18 protein-coding genes and 1 tRNA gene are annotated in these 14,021 nt (G+C 67.1%); 16 read left to right on the top strand and 3 right to left on the bottom strand.

Annotated elements, in window-relative coordinates; all coding sequences use genetic code 11:
• The 10 genes from AC07NB_RS00005 to rplA form a co-directional block, all read left to right on the top strand.
• Positions 1–750 (top strand): EF-Tu C-terminal domain-related protein (locus tag AC07NB_RS00005; RefSeq protein WP_494571642.1); only part of this gene is annotated, 750 nt, incomplete at its 5' end.
• Positions 751–944: 194 nt separating this feature from the next.
• Positions 945–1,076, top strand: a complete 132-nt coding sequence (locus AC07NB_RS00010; RefSeq protein WP_494571643.1) for a hypothetical protein — start codon at positions 945–947, stop codon at positions 1,074–1,076.
• A gap of 94 nt (positions 1,077–1,170) precedes the next feature.
• Positions 1,171–2,505, top strand: a complete 1,335-nt coding sequence (locus tag AC07NB_RS00015; RefSeq protein ID WP_492313590.1) for a hemolysin family protein — start codon at positions 1,171–1,173, stop codon at positions 2,503–2,505.
• 136 nt (positions 2,506–2,641) lie between these two features.
• Positions 2,642–2,717, top strand: a tRNA-Trp gene (locus AC07NB_RS00020).
• Positions 2,718–2,790: 73 nt separating this feature from the next.
• Positions 2,791–3,081, top strand: coding sequence for a preprotein translocase subunit SecE (secE, locus tag AC07NB_RS00025; RefSeq protein ID WP_291840179.1), 291 nt, complete (start codon positions 2,791–2,793; stop codon positions 3,079–3,081).
• A 17-nt stretch (positions 3,082–3,098) separates the two neighbouring features.
• On the top strand, positions 3,099–3,668 hold the full coding sequence (gene nusG / locus AC07NB_RS00030; protein ID WP_291840182.1) for a transcription termination/antitermination protein NusG: 570 nt from the start codon (positions 3,099–3,101) through the stop codon (positions 3,666–3,668).
• A 360-nt stretch (positions 3,669–4,028) separates the two neighbouring features.
• Positions 4,029–4,736, top strand: a complete 708-nt coding sequence (locus AC07NB_RS00035; RefSeq protein ID WP_494571644.1) for a CmcI family methyltransferase — start codon at positions 4,029–4,031, stop codon at positions 4,734–4,736.
• A 135-nt stretch (positions 4,737–4,871) separates the two neighbouring features.
• Entirely contained in the window at positions 4,872–5,771 is a 900-nt protein-coding gene (locus AC07NB_RS00040; RefSeq protein ID WP_494571645.1) for a hypothetical protein, read from the top strand.
• A gap of 169 nt (positions 5,772–5,940) precedes the next feature.
• Positions 5,941–6,372, top strand: a complete 432-nt coding sequence (gene rplK, locus AC07NB_RS00045) for a 50S ribosomal protein L11 (RefSeq protein ID WP_492313587.1) — start codon at positions 5,941–5,943, stop codon at positions 6,370–6,372.
• Between the two features lie 4 nt (positions 6,373–6,376).
• Positions 6,377–7,066 (top strand): 50S ribosomal protein L1, encoded by a 690-nt coding sequence (gene rplA, locus AC07NB_RS00050; protein ID WP_492313586.1) that lies wholly within the window; start codon positions 6,377–6,379, stop codon positions 7,064–7,066.
• A gap of 124 nt (positions 7,067–7,190) precedes the next feature.
• Here rplA and AC07NB_RS00055 read toward each other — a convergent pair whose 3' ends face one another.
• Positions 7,191–7,697, bottom strand: a complete 507-nt coding sequence (locus AC07NB_RS00055) for a nuclear transport factor 2 family protein (RefSeq protein ID WP_494571646.1) — start codon at positions 7,695–7,697, stop codon at positions 7,191–7,193.
• Positions 7,698–7,709: 12 nt separating this feature from the next.
• A complete protein-coding gene (locus AC07NB_RS00060; protein WP_494571647.1) occupies positions 7,710–8,318 on the bottom strand; it encodes an NAD(P)-dependent oxidoreductase in 609 nt (202 codons plus the stop codon).
• Between the two features lie 56 nt (positions 8,319–8,374).
• Here AC07NB_RS00060 and AC07NB_RS00065 point away from each other — a divergent pair, with 56 nt between their 5' ends.
• The 5 genes from AC07NB_RS00065 (at position 8,375) to AC07NB_RS00085 (ending at position 11,641) form a co-directional block, all read left to right on the top strand.
• Positions 8,375–8,779, top strand: coding sequence for a winged helix-turn-helix transcriptional regulator (locus tag AC07NB_RS00065; protein WP_492313583.1), 405 nt, complete (start codon positions 8,375–8,377; stop codon positions 8,777–8,779).
• Between the two features lie 140 nt (positions 8,780–8,919).
• Positions 8,920–9,564, top strand: a complete 645-nt coding sequence (locus AC07NB_RS00070; protein ID WP_492313582.1) for a DUF47 domain-containing protein — start codon at positions 8,920–8,922, stop codon at positions 9,562–9,564.
• A gap of 11 nt (positions 9,565–9,575) precedes the next feature.
• Entirely contained in the window at positions 9,576–10,577 is a 1,002-nt protein-coding gene (locus AC07NB_RS00075) for an inorganic phosphate transporter (RefSeq protein ID WP_291834963.1), read from the top strand.
• Positions 10,577–11,008, top strand: coding sequence for an NUDIX hydrolase (locus AC07NB_RS00080; protein ID WP_291834960.1), 432 nt, complete (start codon positions 10,577–10,579; stop codon positions 11,006–11,008). The genes AC07NB_RS00075 and AC07NB_RS00080 overlap by 1 nt, the downstream gene beginning before the upstream one ends.
• Before the next feature lie 57 nt (positions 11,009–11,065).
• Positions 11,066–11,641, top strand: coding sequence for a DUF2059 domain-containing protein (locus AC07NB_RS00085; RefSeq protein ID WP_492313581.1), 576 nt, complete (start codon positions 11,066–11,068; stop codon positions 11,639–11,641).
• Between the two features lie 6 nt (positions 11,642–11,647).
• Here AC07NB_RS00085 and AC07NB_RS00090 read toward each other — a convergent pair whose 3' ends face one another.
• Positions 11,648–12,118, bottom strand: coding sequence for a DUF1203 domain-containing protein (locus AC07NB_RS00090; RefSeq protein WP_494571648.1), 471 nt, complete (start codon positions 12,116–12,118; stop codon positions 11,648–11,650).
• Positions 12,119–12,204: 86 nt separating this feature from the next.
• On the opposite strand from AC07NB_RS00090, the gene AC07NB_RS00095 reads away from it, so the two are divergent.
• Entirely contained in the window at positions 12,205–14,007 is a 1,803-nt protein-coding gene (locus tag AC07NB_RS00095; protein ID WP_494571649.1) for a M3 family oligoendopeptidase, read from the top strand.
• The last annotated feature ends 14 nt before the right edge of the window (positions 14,008–14,021 follow it).

Here is a 14,021-nt window from a genome sequence, read left to right on the forward strand (position 1 = left end):
GAGCTGGTCGAGATGGAAGTGCGCGAGCTGCTCTCGTCGTACCAGTTCCCGGGCGACGACATTCCGATCACCATGGGTTCGGCCAAGGCCGCGACCGACGGCGTGAACCCGGAAATCGGCGAGAACCAGGTTCTGGCGCTGATGGAAACGGTCGACAGCTACATCCCGCAGCCGGAGCGTCCGGTGGACCTGCCGTTCCTGATGCCGGTGGAAGACGTGTTCTCGATCTCGGGCCGCGGCACCGTGGTCACGGGCCGCGTCGAGAAGGGCATCGTCAAGGTCGGTGAGGAAGTCGAGATCGTCGGCATCCGTCCGGTCCAGAAGACGACCTGCACGGGCGTGGAAATGTTCCGCAAGCTGCTGGACCAAGGTCAGGCGGGCGACAACGTCGGCGTGCTGCTGCGCGGCACCAAGCGTGAAGACGTCGAGCGCGGCCAGGTGCTGTGCAAGCCGGGTTCGATCACCCCGCACACGAAGTTCCTGGCCGAGGCCTATATCCTGACCAAGGAAGAGGGCGGCCGTCACACGCCGTTCTTCACCAACTACCGCCCGCAGTTCTACTTCCGTACGACCGACGTGACCGGCATCGTGCACCTGAAGGAAGGCGTGGAAATGATCATGCCGGGCGACAACGCCGAGCTGAACGTCGAGCTGATCACCCCGATCGCCATGGACCAGGGCCTGCGCTTCGCCATCCGTGAAGGCGGCCGCACCGTCGGCGCCGGCGTCGTCGCCAAGATCATCGAGTAATCGACGGTCTGACGATCTGAACCGAAGAGCCCCGCCGGAGCGATCCGGCGGGGCTTTTCTTTTGCGCGACACCGTGACTCGCCTGTGAGGACGTGCGGCGTGGTTAAGCCTGCAACCGACGGGGGCGCGGCCTTGCCGGGAACCCGAATCCTGCGCCCTTGTGTGGCGAAGGTTGTTAAGGTTCTGGTAACTTCATGCGTCGCGCGATCCACATCGGCCTGTTCATCGGCACCCTGATCGGGATGTGCGCCTGCGCGACCGTCCAGGGCGATGACGGCGCATCGCGGGGCACCTATGGATCGGTCGAGATCGGTCGCCGGGGCTGAGCCGCCCGGAAATCCGTGGCGGTTCGGGCGAAACGCCCTTATCATTGTCCCCGCGGACGCCGTTTGTCGCGCCGCGCCGGTTCTCCTCCCCTAGATGTTAGCCATCGCCATCGTCGTCGTTCTGCTCCTTGTGGTGCTCAACGGCGTATTCGCCATGACCGAACTGGCGGTCGTCTCTTCGCGCAAGTCCAAGCTCCAGAGCCGGGCCGAGCGGGGAGACCGGGGCGCTCGCGCGGCCCTGAAGCTGGCGGAGGAGCCCACGCATTTCCTGTCGGCGGTCCAGGTCGGCATCACCCTGATCGGCATTCTGGCGGGCGCCTACGGTCAGGCCGCCATCGGCGGTGAGCTGAACCGCATGATCGAGACCGGCATCCCGGCGCTGGCCCACTGGTCGTCGGCGATCTCGACCGGCGTCGTGGTCGTGCTGATCACCTATATCTCCGTGATCGTCGGCGAGCTGGTGCCCAAGCGGCTGGCGCTGATCTTCCCCGAGGCCATCGCGTCCCAGATGGCCGCGCCGATCTCTACCCTGGCCATCGTGCTGAAGCCCTTCGTGGTGCTGCTGACAGCCTCGACCTCGGCCATCCTGAAGGTGATGGGGGTCAAGGACCGCGACGGCTCGGACGTCACCCAGGAAGAGGTCGAGACCATGATCGCCGAGGGCACCTCGGCCGGTCTGATCGAGCCCGAAGAGCAGACCATGATCGAGGAGATCCTGACGCTCGGCGACCGCCCCATCCGGGTGGCGATGACGCCGCGCCACGAGGTCTTCTGGATCGCGCTGGACGATACCGACGAACAGCTGCGCGAAGAGATCCGCACCTGTCCCTATTCGCGGATCGTGGTGGCGCGCGAGAACGACGTCGATAACCCGCTGGGCGTGGTCCACAAGAAGGATCTGCTGGACAGCCTGCTGACCGACGGCAAGTTCGACGTCGAATCCCTGGTGCAGACCCCGGCCTTCATCCCGCAGTCGACCTCGGTGCTGAAGGCGCTGGAGATCCTCAAGACCTCCAAGGTCCACATGGCCTTCCTGGTGGACGAGTTCGGCGCCTTCGAGGGCGTGGTGACCGCCACCGATCTGCTGGAGATGATCGCCGGCGATTTCGACGAGAGCCACGACGAGGCCGAGGCCTGGATTCGCCAGCGCGAGGACGGCAGCTGGCTGGTCGACGGCCAGACGGACCTGGAGGAGCTGTCCGACGAACTGGGCGAGGATTTCGGCGAGGCGGAAGGCTTCCACACCGTGGCGGGCCTGGTCCTTCACCAGCTGTCGCGCGTGCCGGACGAGGGCGAGGTGCTGCAGCTGGGCCGTTTCGAGGTCGAGGTCATCGACATGGACGACCGCCGTATCGACAAGCTGCTGTTCCGCCAGGTGGTGAACAAGGAAGACGAGGCCCAGGCCGTCGCCGCCCACCTGGACGACTGACCTTAAGGCCGTTCTTGCGCGGATATGGCCGCAAGGCCGTAACGGCGCTTGAAAACCCCGCCGTGGTCGGGCATAGCCCCGCGTCTGGCGAAAGCGTGCGTCTCGGGAATACCCGCCGCGTACGGCTTTTTGCTCCAGGAGTTTAGCTCAGCTGGTAGAGCACCGGTCTCCAAAACCGGGGGTCGTGGGTTCGAGTCCCCCAACTCCTGCCATTTTCCCCCTGTCGCCGCCGGATGGGACACCCCATCTGGTGGCGACAGGTTTGATTGTTTGAAGAGACGCCGCATGGCCAAGGCCAAGACTCCTTCGGGACGCCGCCCCCAGACCGCTCAACCGGCCATCGCCGGCAGCGCTGTCGCGGCTGACGCCCCGGCCCCGAAGAAGCGCACGTCGATCCCGCAGTTCGCCAGCCAGGTTCGCGCCGAGGGCCGCAAGATCGTCTGGCCGAGCCGTAAGGAGACCTGGATCACCTCGGTGATGGTCTTCCTGATGGTCCTGATCGCGACCGTCTTCTTCGCTATTGTAGACTTTGGCCTGACCCGACTGTCCCAGTTCGTCCTCGCGCTCGGCCAGTAAGAGAGACCGCCCCCCAAATGACCGACGTCGCCAAGCCCGCCAATCCGCGCCACAAGTGGTACATCGTCCACGCCTACTCGAACTTCGAGAAGAAGGTGGCCGAGCAACTGCGCGATCAGGCCAAGCAGCAGGGCCTGGAGGACAATTTCTCCGAAATCCTCGTCCCGACCGAAGAGGTCGTGGAGATCCGCCGCGGCCGCAAGGTCAACTCGGAACGCAAATTCTTCCCCGGCTACGTGCTGGTGAAGATGGAGATGACGGACCAGGCCTATCACCTGGTCAAGAACACCCCGAAGGTCACCGGCTTCCTGGGCGCCGCGGGCGGCACCAAGCCGCTGCCGGTCTCGGAGCGTGAGGTCCAGCAGATCGTCGGCCAGGTGGAAGAGGGCGTCGAGCGTCCCAAGCCCACCATCCGCTTCGACATCGGCGAGACCGTCAAGGTCATCGACGGTCCGTTCGCCAGCTTCGACGGCCAGGTCGAGAGCGTTGACGAGGAACACGCCCGCCTGCGCGTCGCCGTGTCGATCTTCGGCCGCCCGACCCCGGTGGACCTGGAGTACAATCAGGTGGAGAAGGTCGCCGCCTAAGGCGTCTTCCTGTCATCCCCGGCGCAGGCCGGGATCCGCACCGCCAAGCCGCGCCCGCCAGTCGGGCGCGGTTTTGCATGTCCGGGGTCCTGTTGCGTCGTCCGGTTTCCGGGGCGCTCCGCCTTCTGCATTAATCAGGTGTCATCTGAGCGCCGGAATGCCGACACGATTCCACGCTGTTCTCGCCATTGATGAATAGGCCATGGGGCATGCGCCTATAAGTAATCAATTCTGAGTACAGACATGAGCTTGCGCGACGTTTTTGCAGAGGCGGGGGTATCCGACGTCGGCGCGACTATTTCTCAGGTAACCAACGTTATTCGGGAGCGCGGGAACATCCCGACCTACCTCGATAATCGCGTGATCGAAATCTTGCGCGGCGCGCCCGTGGGGGAGGGGGACGCCAACCTGGTGCGCCACTATCTCCGTCGTCTGTCGGACAAGGGACCCCGATACCGGACCTGGGCGCAGCGCGAGGCCCAGCTGTCGCAGTTCAACGCCGACAGCGAACTGGACTTTCGGGCGATGCTCTACAGCCAGGGGGCCGGCCGCGCCTTCCAGTGGCGCGGGCTGGATTGCTTCAAGACGATCTACGAACTGGCCCTCTATCCGATGATGCTGGCCGAGATCCGGCCGCACAGCATCATCGAGCTTGGCGCGGGCGTCGGCGGCTCGGCGGCGTGGTTCGCGGACATGTGCGTCGCCCACGATCTGGACGCGGTCGTTCACGCCGTGGATCTGAAGGTCGAGGACGGGATCGAGGGCGCGATCCGGACCTGGCGGGGCGACTGCATCGCCTGGGTGAAGGCGGCGTCGGCGAATCGCGACAATTTCGGCTCCCCGGTGCTGGTGATCGAGGATTTCCATGGGGATCTGGGCCAGACGATGCAGGCGTTGGACGACTTCCTCCGCCCCGGCGACTACCTCGTGATCGAGGACGCCATTCCCAAGCAGATGCAACTGGCCCGGGCCCTGCAAGGGCGGCCGTATGTGATCGACACCCACTATACGGACTTCTTCGGCGTGAACTGCACCAGCGCGATCAACGGCATCCTCAAGCGGGTGTGAGGGCCGCCGCCGCTCAGGCGAGACGGGTCTTCCGCCGGAATACTCTTCAGACGGGTTGCGTTTCACAACGCCGTTCTTTCGGTTGAAATGCCCTGAGGCGCGACTATCCTTCACCGGGTTCGGGGAGGACAGCCGATGCTTGTCAGGTTCGCCGCCGTCGCCCTGGCGATGGCCTTCTGTTCCCAGGCCGTCGCGCAGACGCCGCCCGTTCCGGAGGCTCAGGACCAACCCACCACCCTTCCTGACGTCGTGGTGAGCGGCGACGACCTTGAACGGCTGGCGCAGACCTTCGTGGAGGGGCTCGCCGCGCCCGCGCGGGACAGGGGGCTGGCGCGGTGGGAAACCAAGATCTGCCTCGGCACCGTCAACTTCCGGCCGGAGATGGCGCACCAGCTGATCGGCCATATCTCGGATGTCGCGCAGGAGATCGGCGTGGAGCTGGGCGAACCCGACTGTGAGCCCAACGTCGTGATCGTGGGCACGGACGACGGCCGGGAGCTCGCATCAGCGCTGGTCGGTCAGAATCGTCGGCAATTTCGATATGGCTACACCCGCTCTAACCGGGGTTCCCGGGCTCTGCAGGAGTTCCAGACCTCGGAGGCCGCCGTCCGTTGGTGGCACATCAGCCTGCCCTACATCGCCGGGACCAACCAAGTAGCCATCCGGCTGCCGGGCAAAGGCCCCGCCCCGTGGCCCTGCCGGCGGCGGTGGGGCGAACGCTACTGTGATCAGGTCACCGACCGGCTGGTCCGCTCGCTGATCATCGTCGACCTCACGACTCTTCCGGAGATGAGTTTTAACCAGCTGGGCGACTATCTGGCGGTGCTGACCCTGGCCCAGGTCGATCCGCGGACAGACTTCACGCCGTTCAACACGGTGCTGAACGTCATTGAGCATCCGGGGAGCGTCGACGGCCTGACGGACTGGGACCTGAACTATCTCCAGGCCCTCTATGCAGGAAAGGCCCAGCGCCTGGACGCGGAGGAGCAGGCGGCGGCGCTGGCGGAACGCATGCGCGGCGCGGCATCCGACTGAGCCCAGCGCCGCGCGGCCGTTTGCCTTTCAGACCCTCTTCCGCTATACGCGCGCCTCGCTCTGAACAGGGCGGTGCGAGTTCGCTCGCATAAATCCGTGGGAGGCAGCCATGCCGCACCACGGCTCACCGGTCCGGATTGAGTTCCGGGCTACCGAATAGGAGAGACCAATGGCCAAGAAGATTCTCGGCTACATCAAGCTGCAGGTGCCCGCGGGCTCCGCCACGCCTTCGCCCCCGATCGGGCCGGCGCTCGGCCAGCGCGGCGTCAACATCATGGGCTTCTGCAAGGAGTTCAACGCGCGCACCGAGAAGGAAGCCAAGGGCACCCCGCTTCCGACCGTGATCACCGTCTATCAGGACAAGTCGTTCACCTTCATCACCAAGACGCCGCCGGCGACCTGGTACCTGAAGCAGGCCACCGGCCTGAAGTCGGGCGCCAAGCTCACGGGCCGCGAAACGGTCGGCAAGATCACCCGCGCCCAGCTGCGCGAGATCGCCGAGAAGAAGATGAAAGATCTGAACGCCAACGATCTCGATCAGGCCGCCAAGATCATCGAAGGCTCCGCTCGCGCGATGGGCCTCAACGTGGTGGAGGGCTAAGACCATGGCTAAGCAAGCCAAGCGCATTCAAGCCTGGTCGGGCGACCGCGAAACGCCGATGGCGTTCGCCGACGCCATCAAGGCCGTCAAGGACAACGCCAAGGCCAAGTTCGACGAGTCGATCGAGATCGCCGTCAACTTGGGCGTCGATCCCCGTCACGCTGACCAGCAGGTCCGCGGCGTGGTCAACCTGCCGTCGGGCACGGGCCGTGACGTTCGCGTCGCCGTCTTCGCCAAGGACGCCAAGGCTGACGAAGCCCGCGCGGCCGGCGCCGAATACGTCGGCGCCGAGGATCTGTACGAGCAGATCAACGGCGGCCTGATGGACTTTGATCGCGTCATCGCCTCGCCGGACATGATGGCCCTGGTCGGCCGTCTGGGTAAGGTGCTGGGCCCGCGCGGCCTGATGCCGAACCCGAAGGTCGGCACCGTGACCCCGAACGTCGCCCAGGCCGTCAAGGACGCCAAGGGCGGCGCCGTCGAGTTCCGCGTCGAGAAGGCCGGTATCGCCCACGGCGGCATCGGTAAGGCCTCGTTCACCCAGGAAGCCCTGGAAGCCAACGTGAAGGCTTTCGTGGACGCTCTGGTCCGTTCGAAGCCGTCGGGCGCCAAGGGCACCTACGTCAAGAAGATCAGCCTGTCGTCGACGATGGGCCCGGGCTTCAAGATCGACCCGGCTTCGCTGGGCGCCTGATAGGTCCAAGCCGCTGAAATGACGAAGGCCCCGGAAGAGCGATCTTCCGGGGCCTTTTTCTTTTTGTTTGGCCTATCGCCCTTCGGGCTGCTTGAGGCCGGGCGGGGTCGCCGGTCGTCCCCGCTCAATCGGTCTTGTCGCCCTGGAACATGGTGTTGCCGTTGGCGGTCGTGGCGGGGACGGACTGGATGACGTCGAAATGCTCGACGATCTTGCCGTTCTCGACCCGGAAGATGTCCACGATGGCGCGGCCGGGATCATCGGGACTTTCCTGCGAATGCAGGTGCAGGGCGACCAGGTCGCCGTCGGCGATGACGCGATGGATGGTCACGCGCGACTGCGGATGCTCGCGGAAGAAGCCCTCGAAATAGCCGTAGAAGGCCTCGGCCCCGTTCGGGACGTTCGGATTGTGCTGGATGTAGCGGTCGCCGATGTACAGCCGGGCCGCCTCGGTAGGCCGGTGCTGGTTGAACGCCAGTTCGTAGAAGGCGGTGACGATCCGGGCGTTCTCGGCCTCGGTGGCGGTGCGGTCGCTCGAGGAGGGCGGATGAGGCGCGGCGACGGGCTCGGCGTGGACGGATCCGGCCGATATCGCCAGCGTCATCAGTGCGGCGGCGAGCGGGAACTTCATCTCGACCCCTCCTCAGTAGGCGGCGGTGAAACGGGCGCGGCTGTGCTTCGGTTGCTCCAACTCATCGACCATGGCCAGGGCGTAGTCGGCGTAGCTGATGCGGCTTTCGCCCTTGTCGTCGGTCAGCAGCTGGTCGTTGCCGGTGCGGTAGCGGCCCAGGCGCGGCCCGGCCTCGATCAGGGCGGCGGGCGAGAAGAAGGTCCAGTCCACGTCGCTGATCCCGCGCAGATGGTCCAGGAAGGTGATGCCGCCGGTGGCGAACGGCTTCCATTCCTCTGGGAACTGCGGCGTGTCGATCAGGCGGACGCCGGGCGCGACCTCCAGGCTGGCGGCGCCGCCGGTGACCAGCAGGCGCGGCACGCCGGCCTCGCGCACGGCGGTCAGCAGGGTCTCGGCCGGCACGTCGAAGTGCAGGGCGCTGATCACCGCGTCGGCGCCGCGCAGCAGGTCGGCGAGAGCGTTCGCGTCAGAGGCGTCGCCGGCGACCGGCGTGACGCGGTCGGCGGTCGGGATCGCCTCCGGCTTGCGGGCCACGGCGGTGACCGCATGGCCCCGCCCGGCGAGCTCCTTGGTGATTTCCGAGCCGATGTGGCCGCTGGCGCCCAGTACGACGATCTTCATGGGAGGGTGTCCTTGGTGGTTTCCAATGGGTACCAAGTGAGATAAAGAAATCATCCATGCAAGAAGGCACCGAAACCTCATCTGGTCACCCGCGGGAAACCGCCCGGGGCGACGTGCGCGCGCAGGACTGTCCGACCCGGCTGCTGCTGGACCGGATCGCCGACAAGTGGACGACCCTGCTGCTGACCACGCTCGATGACGGGCCCATGCGCTTCAACGCGCTCAAGCGGCGGATCGGCGGGGTATCCCAGAAGATGCTCAGCCAGAGCCTGAGGCAGATGGAGCGCGACGGGCTGGTGCTGCGCCATGTCGAGGCGACCGTGCCGGTCAGCGTCACCTATGAGATCACGCCTCTGGGCCGAACCCTGGTCGAGGCGCTTCGGCCGATGATCGACTGGGCCGAGACCCGGATGGACCAGGTCGAGGCGGCGCGCCGCGCCTATGACGCCCGCGTGGTCTGAACCCTCCGACGGAGCGGCCTGTGATCTGGCCGGGATTCCGACGTTTGTGAAGAACCGTCCGTCACCGGAGGGTTGACGTAGGGCCTGCCGCGCGGGAGTGAGCGCGCATGATCGCGACCGCGATTTCGGGAGATTCGTCGATGCTGGGCTGGTTTCAGGCGCTGCTGCCCAAGGAAGACAACTTCTTCCGGCTGTTCGACGCCCATGCGGCGACCCTGATCCAGGGCGCCGACGCCCTGCGCAAGGTGCTGGAGGGCGGCGACGAGGTGCCGCGCTGGTGCCAGCGCATCATCGATCATGAGCATGAGGCCGACGCCGTGGCGCGCGAGGTGCTGTTCGCGGTGCGCCGCAGCTTCGTCACCCCGTTCGACCGTTCGGACATCCGCGGCCTGACCAACTCGCTGGATGACTCGATCGACCAGATGCAGAAGACCGCCAAGGTCATCACCCTGTACGAGATGCGCGAGTTCGCCCCGCACATGCGCCAGCTGGGCGATATCGCGGTGGAGGCGGCGACGCTGACGGTGGAGGCGGTGTCCCTGCTGCCGGCCATGCGCAAGAACCACGGCCGCCTGAACGAGCTGACCGAGAAGATCGCCCGGCTGGAGAGCGACTCCGACACCCTGTACGATCACGGCATGAAGGCGCTGTATGAGGCGCACAAGACCGGCGACGCCATGGCCTTCATCACCGGGGCCGAGGTCTATGATCACCTGGAGAAGGTGATCGACCGGTTCGAGGACGTGGCCAACCGGATCAACGGCGTTCTGGTCGAACACCTGTAGGAGCGGCCCGGATGGACCACGCCCTGCTGATCCTCGTCTTCCTGATCGCCGTCGCCCTGCTGTTCGACTTCCTGAACGGCCTGCACGACGCCGCCAACTCGATCGCCACCATCGTGGCGACGCGCGTCCTGCCGCCGGTCTTCGCGGTCGGCTGGGCGGCCTTCTTCAACTTCATCGCCTTCCTGTTCTTCGGCCTGCACGTGGCCAATACGATCGGGAAGGGGATCATCGATCCGTCCATCATCTCGGACCAGGTGATCTTCGGGGCCCTGATGGGGGCCATCAGCTGGAACGTCATCACCTGGCTGGCGGGCATTCCGTCGTCCAGTTCGCACGCCCTGATCGGCGGCCTGCTGGGCGCGGGCGTGGCCAAGGCCGGGACCGGCGCCGTCGTCATCGGCGGAGTGACCAAGACCGTCGCGGCCATCTTCCTGTCGCCCGCGGTCGGCTTCGCCCTGGCGCTGCTGCTGGTCTTCCTGGTGTCGTGGATCTTCGTGAAGGCCAATCCGTCGTCCGCGGACAAGATCTTCCGCAAGCTGCAGTTCGTCTCGGCCTCGGCCTATTCGCTGGGGCATGGGGGCAATGACGCGCAGAAGACCATGGGCATCATCGCGGTGCTGCTGCTGTCCCGCGCGCCGGCGGGGACCGAGTTCCACGTGCCCTTCTGGGTGGTGATCACCTGTCAGGCGGCGATCGCCCTGGGCACCCTGTTCGGCGGCTGGCGCATCGTTCACACCATGGGGTCGCGGATCACCCGCCTGAGCCCGCAGCAGGGCTTCTGCGCCGAGACGGGCGGGGCCATCACCCTGTTCATGGCCACCGGCCTGGGCATTCCGGTTTCGACCACCCACACCATCACCGGCGCCATCGTCGGCGTCGGCGCGGCCCGGCGGGCCAGCGCGGTGCGCTGGGGCGTGGCCCGCAGCATCGTCACGGCCTGGTTCATCACCATGCCCGCGGCGGCGGCGATCGGCGCGGCCTTCTTCTGGGTCGGCGGAATCTTCCTGACCTGATGACCGGCGAGGTCATCCGCACCGAACGGGCCGAGCGGCGTCAGGTGGCGGCGCTGCCCTGGCGACGCGGCCCCGACGGGCTGGAAATCCTGCTGGTCACCTCGCGCGAGACGCGGCGCTGGGTCACGCCCAAGGGCGGCCGCATGCCCGGCCTGACGGACGCCGAGGCCGCGGCCATCGAGGCGCTGGAAGAGGCCGGGGTCGAAGGCCGGGTCGGAGACGAGCCGCTGGGGACGTTCCGCTATCTGAAGATGCTGCGGCGCCGCGCGCCGCGCTGGTGCGTGGTCTCCGTCTATCCGCTGGAGGTCGTCACCGTGCGTCCTGTGTGGAAGGAGCAGGGGGAACGCGACCGGCTTTGGATGTCGGTCGAACAGGCGGCGGCCTGTGTCGGCGAACCGGATCTGGCTGAGATAATTCGCCGCTTCCGCTGATCGGCGGTTGTGCGTGCGCCGTCCACGCGGAAAGATGGGGCGAACGGGGGGATAACGATGCGTTTCATGATCGCGTGCGCGGCCGCGGCGCTGCTCAGCACGGCCTTGCCGGCCGATACGGCCCGGGCGGCCCAGGCCTCTTCGGCGGCGACCGCGCCGTCCGAACGGCAGCTGGAGCTGACGCGCCGGTACCTGAACCTGTTGATGACGGATCAGTTCGAGGGCGTGATCCATCAGATGCTCGGCGCCGAGATGGCCAATGACGAGCAGATGCAGACCCTTCCGGAGGCCGACCGCCGCTTCATCCTCAGCCTGACCGCCGAGCTGACGGCGGATATGGTCCCGCAGATGATCGCGGAAATGGTCCCGGTCTACGCCGGCGTCTTCACCGAGGAGGAGCTGGTCGCCCTGGTCGCCTTCTATGACACCCCCCTGGGCCGCTCGATCGCGGAAAAGAGCGTGCAGGTGATGCCCGCGGCCGATCGCGCGGTCATGGCGCTGGTCCCGCAGATGATGGAGAAGATGGCGATGCGGATGTGCCAGCACTACAGCTGCACCCCCGCCGAGCTGGAGCAACTCCGGCAGGACATGCGCGAAGGCGCCGAGGTGGATCAGGGCGCGCGCCGGAAGTAGATCCGATCAGGCGCGCCGGGCTTCGGCCATGAAGCAGCCGCGTCTGGCGGTGTGCATCTGGATCCGGTCGATCACCGGGTCGGAGAACCAGAGGTTCAGCCGGACCGCCAGATCGGCGCCGTCGACCACATCGGCGTCGATCATCATCGCCCCGGAGTCATAGGCCCGCACCGACAGCAGGCGACGGCCCAGCATGTCGGGGACCTCGTCCGGCCCCAGAACCGCTTCCGAGGCGGTCTCGCGCACGAAGATCGGCCCGTCCGAGCGGTAGGGACTGGCGGGCGCATCGAGATGGCGGTGGGGGAGCAGGATCAGCGCCTCGCCCGGCGCGGCGTCGGCCAGGCTGACCCGGCAGGGCGCGCTGTTCGGCGCGTCGGCGATCATTCGGCGCGCGCCCATGGCCTCCAGCCCGGCGTCGTCCAGCGCGAACAGCGGATGGAAGGGGGCCAGCGGCAGGGGATGGATCAGGAAGCTCATGGAGCGGATGATCGCGCCGTCCCAACCCGGCGTCTGGCGTCTTTCGGCTGTTGCGCCGGGCCGCGCGCATCCCCACAACGGAGGGCATGAACGCCCCCTTCAAGACCGCCGCCGATCCGCTGGACGCCCCCGTCTGGGACCTGTCCGACCTCTACGCCTCTCGCGAGGACGCCCGTATCGAGGCCGATCTGGAGCGCACCCGCGCCCTGGTCGGCGAACTGAACGGGCTGCAGGGCCAGCTGATCGCGGCCAAGGACGATCCGGCGACGTTGGGACAGCGGCTGGACCGGGCCGTCGCGCTGTACGAGCAGGCCTCGGACGTGCTGGGCGCGCTGGGAGCCTACGCCTTCCTCGCCGCCTCGACCAACCGCAACGACGCGGGCGCACAGGGCTTCGAGGCCACGGTGCGCGAGAAGCTGACCGCCATCGCCACCCCGACCATCTGGGTCACGCTGGAGATCAACCAGCTGGATGACGCCGCCGTCGAGGCGGCGCTGAAGGCCCATCCCGCCGCCGCCCGCTGGACTCCATGGCTGCGCCGGACGCGGGCGATGAAGCCGCATGAGCTGTCCCAGGAGCTGGAGACCTTCCTGGCCGAGCGCGGCCCCATCAGCGCCCAGTGGCCGCGCCTGTTCGACGAAACCCTGGCGGCGATGAAGGTGAAGGCCGGCAAGGACGAACTGACCCTGGCCGAGGCGCTGAACCGCCTGTCCGACCCCAAGGGCGCCAAGCGCAAGGCGGCGGCCGAGGGGCTGGACGAGGCCTTGGGCGCGCGCGCCTCGACCATGGCGCTGGTGCTCAACACCGTCGCCGCAGACAAGGCGCTGGAAGACAAGTGGCGCGGCTTCAAACGCCCCGCCGATGGGCGTCACCTGTCCAATGAGGTGGACGGCGAGTCCGTGGACGCCATGGCCGAAGCCGTGGCCGCCGCCTATCCGCGCCTGTCGCACCGCTACTACGCCCTGAAGGCCAAGGTGCTGGGCAAGCCCAAGCTGGACCAGTGGGACCGCAACGCCCCGCTCGAGACCACAGCCCCGCGCGGCTATGACTGGTCGGCCGGCAAGGCGCTGGTGCTGGAGAGCTTCGGCGACCTGGGCGGGGACTTCGCCGAGCGGGCGCAGGGCTTCTTCGACAGGCCGTGGATCGACGGCAAGGCGCGGGCGGGCAAGCAGTCCGGCGCCTACGCCCACCCGGTGACGTCGGACAAGCACCCCTATGTCTTCCTGAACTGGATGGGCGAGCGGCGGGACGTGCTGACCCTGGCGCATGAGCTGGGCCACGGCGTGCACCAGACGCTGGCGGCGGGGCAGGGGTCCCTGCTCGCCGATACGCCCCTGACCCTGGCCGAGACGGCCTCCATCTTCGCCGAGGGGCTGACCTTCGACCGCCTGCTGAAGACGGCTCCCAAGGCCGAGCAGCGCGGCCTGCTGGCTGGCCGCATCGAGGACGGACTGAACACCGTGGTGCGCCAGATCGCCTTCCACCGGTTCGAGACCCGGTTCCATGACGAGCGCGCGGCGGGCGAGGTCCCGGTCGAACGGATCGGCGAGATCTGGCTGGAGGAGATGGGTGCGTCGCTGGGCCCGGCGGTGACGCTGAACCCCGGCTATGAGCACTGGTGGAGCTATGTCAGCCACTTCGTGCACTCGCCCTTCTACGTCTACGCCTACGCCTTCGGCGACCTGCTGGTGGCGGCGCTGATGGAGACGCGGGCCAAGGACCCGGAGGGCTTCACGCCCCTGTACCGCGACCTGCTCGCGGGCGGCGGGTCCAGGGGCTATGTCGAGGCCCTGGCGCCGTTCGGCCTGAACCCGCGCGACCCGGCCTTCTGGACCATCGGCACGAAGCGGCTGGAACGGCTGATCGACCAGTTCGAGACCATGGTCTGAGTTGACGCCCCGGC

Source organism: Brevundimonas sp. GW821-FHT09G01 (assembly GCF_059416065.1).

Bases quoted from the DNA above. Each gene is read 5' to 3' on its own strand.
- AC07NB_RS00010 (WP_494571643.1), top strand. From the start codon at position 945: ATGCGTCGCGCGATCCACATCGGCCTGTTCATCGGCACCCTGATCGGG.
- AC07NB_RS00015 (WP_492313590.1), top strand. From the start codon at position 1,171: ATGTTAGCCATCGCCATCGTCGTCGTTCTGCTCCTTGTGGTGCTCAAC.
- secE (WP_291840179.1), top strand. From the start codon at position 2,791: ATGGCCAAGGCCAAGACTCCTTCGGGACGCCGCCCCCAGACCGCTCAA.
- nusG (WP_291840182.1), top strand. From the start codon at position 3,099: ATGACCGACGTCGCCAAGCCCGCCAATCCGCGCCACAAGTGGTACATC.
- AC07NB_RS00040 (WP_494571645.1), top strand. From the start codon at position 4,872: ATGCTTGTCAGGTTCGCCGCCGTCGCCCTGGCGATGGCCTTCTGTTCC.
- rplK (WP_492313587.1), top strand. From the start codon at position 5,941: ATGGCCAAGAAGATTCTCGGCTACATCAAGCTGCAGGTGCCCGCGGGC.
- rplA (WP_492313586.1), top strand. From the start codon at position 6,377: ATGGCTAAGCAAGCCAAGCGCATTCAAGCCTGGTCGGGCGACCGCGAA.
- AC07NB_RS00055 (WP_494571646.1), bottom strand. From the start codon at position 7,697: ATGAAGTTCCCGCTCGCCGCCGCACTGATGACGCTGGCGATATCGGCC.
- AC07NB_RS00060 (WP_494571647.1), bottom strand. From the start codon at position 8,318: ATGAAGATCGTCGTACTGGGCGCCAGCGGCCACATCGGCTCGGAAATC.
- AC07NB_RS00065 (WP_492313583.1), top strand. From the start codon at position 8,375: ATGCAAGAAGGCACCGAAACCTCATCTGGTCACCCGCGGGAAACCGCC.
- AC07NB_RS00070 (WP_492313582.1), top strand. From the start codon at position 8,920: ATGCTGGGCTGGTTTCAGGCGCTGCTGCCCAAGGAAGACAACTTCTTC.
- AC07NB_RS00075 (WP_291834963.1), top strand. From the start codon at position 9,576: ATGGACCACGCCCTGCTGATCCTCGTCTTCCTGATCGCCGTCGCCCTG.
- AC07NB_RS00080 (WP_291834960.1), top strand. From the start codon at position 10,577: ATGACCGGCGAGGTCATCCGCACCGAACGGGCCGAGCGGCGTCAGGTG.
- AC07NB_RS00085 (WP_492313581.1), top strand. From the start codon at position 11,066: ATGCGTTTCATGATCGCGTGCGCGGCCGCGGCGCTGCTCAGCACGGCC.
- AC07NB_RS00090 (WP_494571648.1), bottom strand. From the start codon at position 12,118: ATGAGCTTCCTGATCCATCCCCTGCCGCTGGCCCCCTTCCATCCGCTG.
- AC07NB_RS00095 (WP_494571649.1), top strand. From the start codon at position 12,205: ATGAACGCCCCCTTCAAGACCGCCGCCGATCCGCTGGACGCCCCCGTC.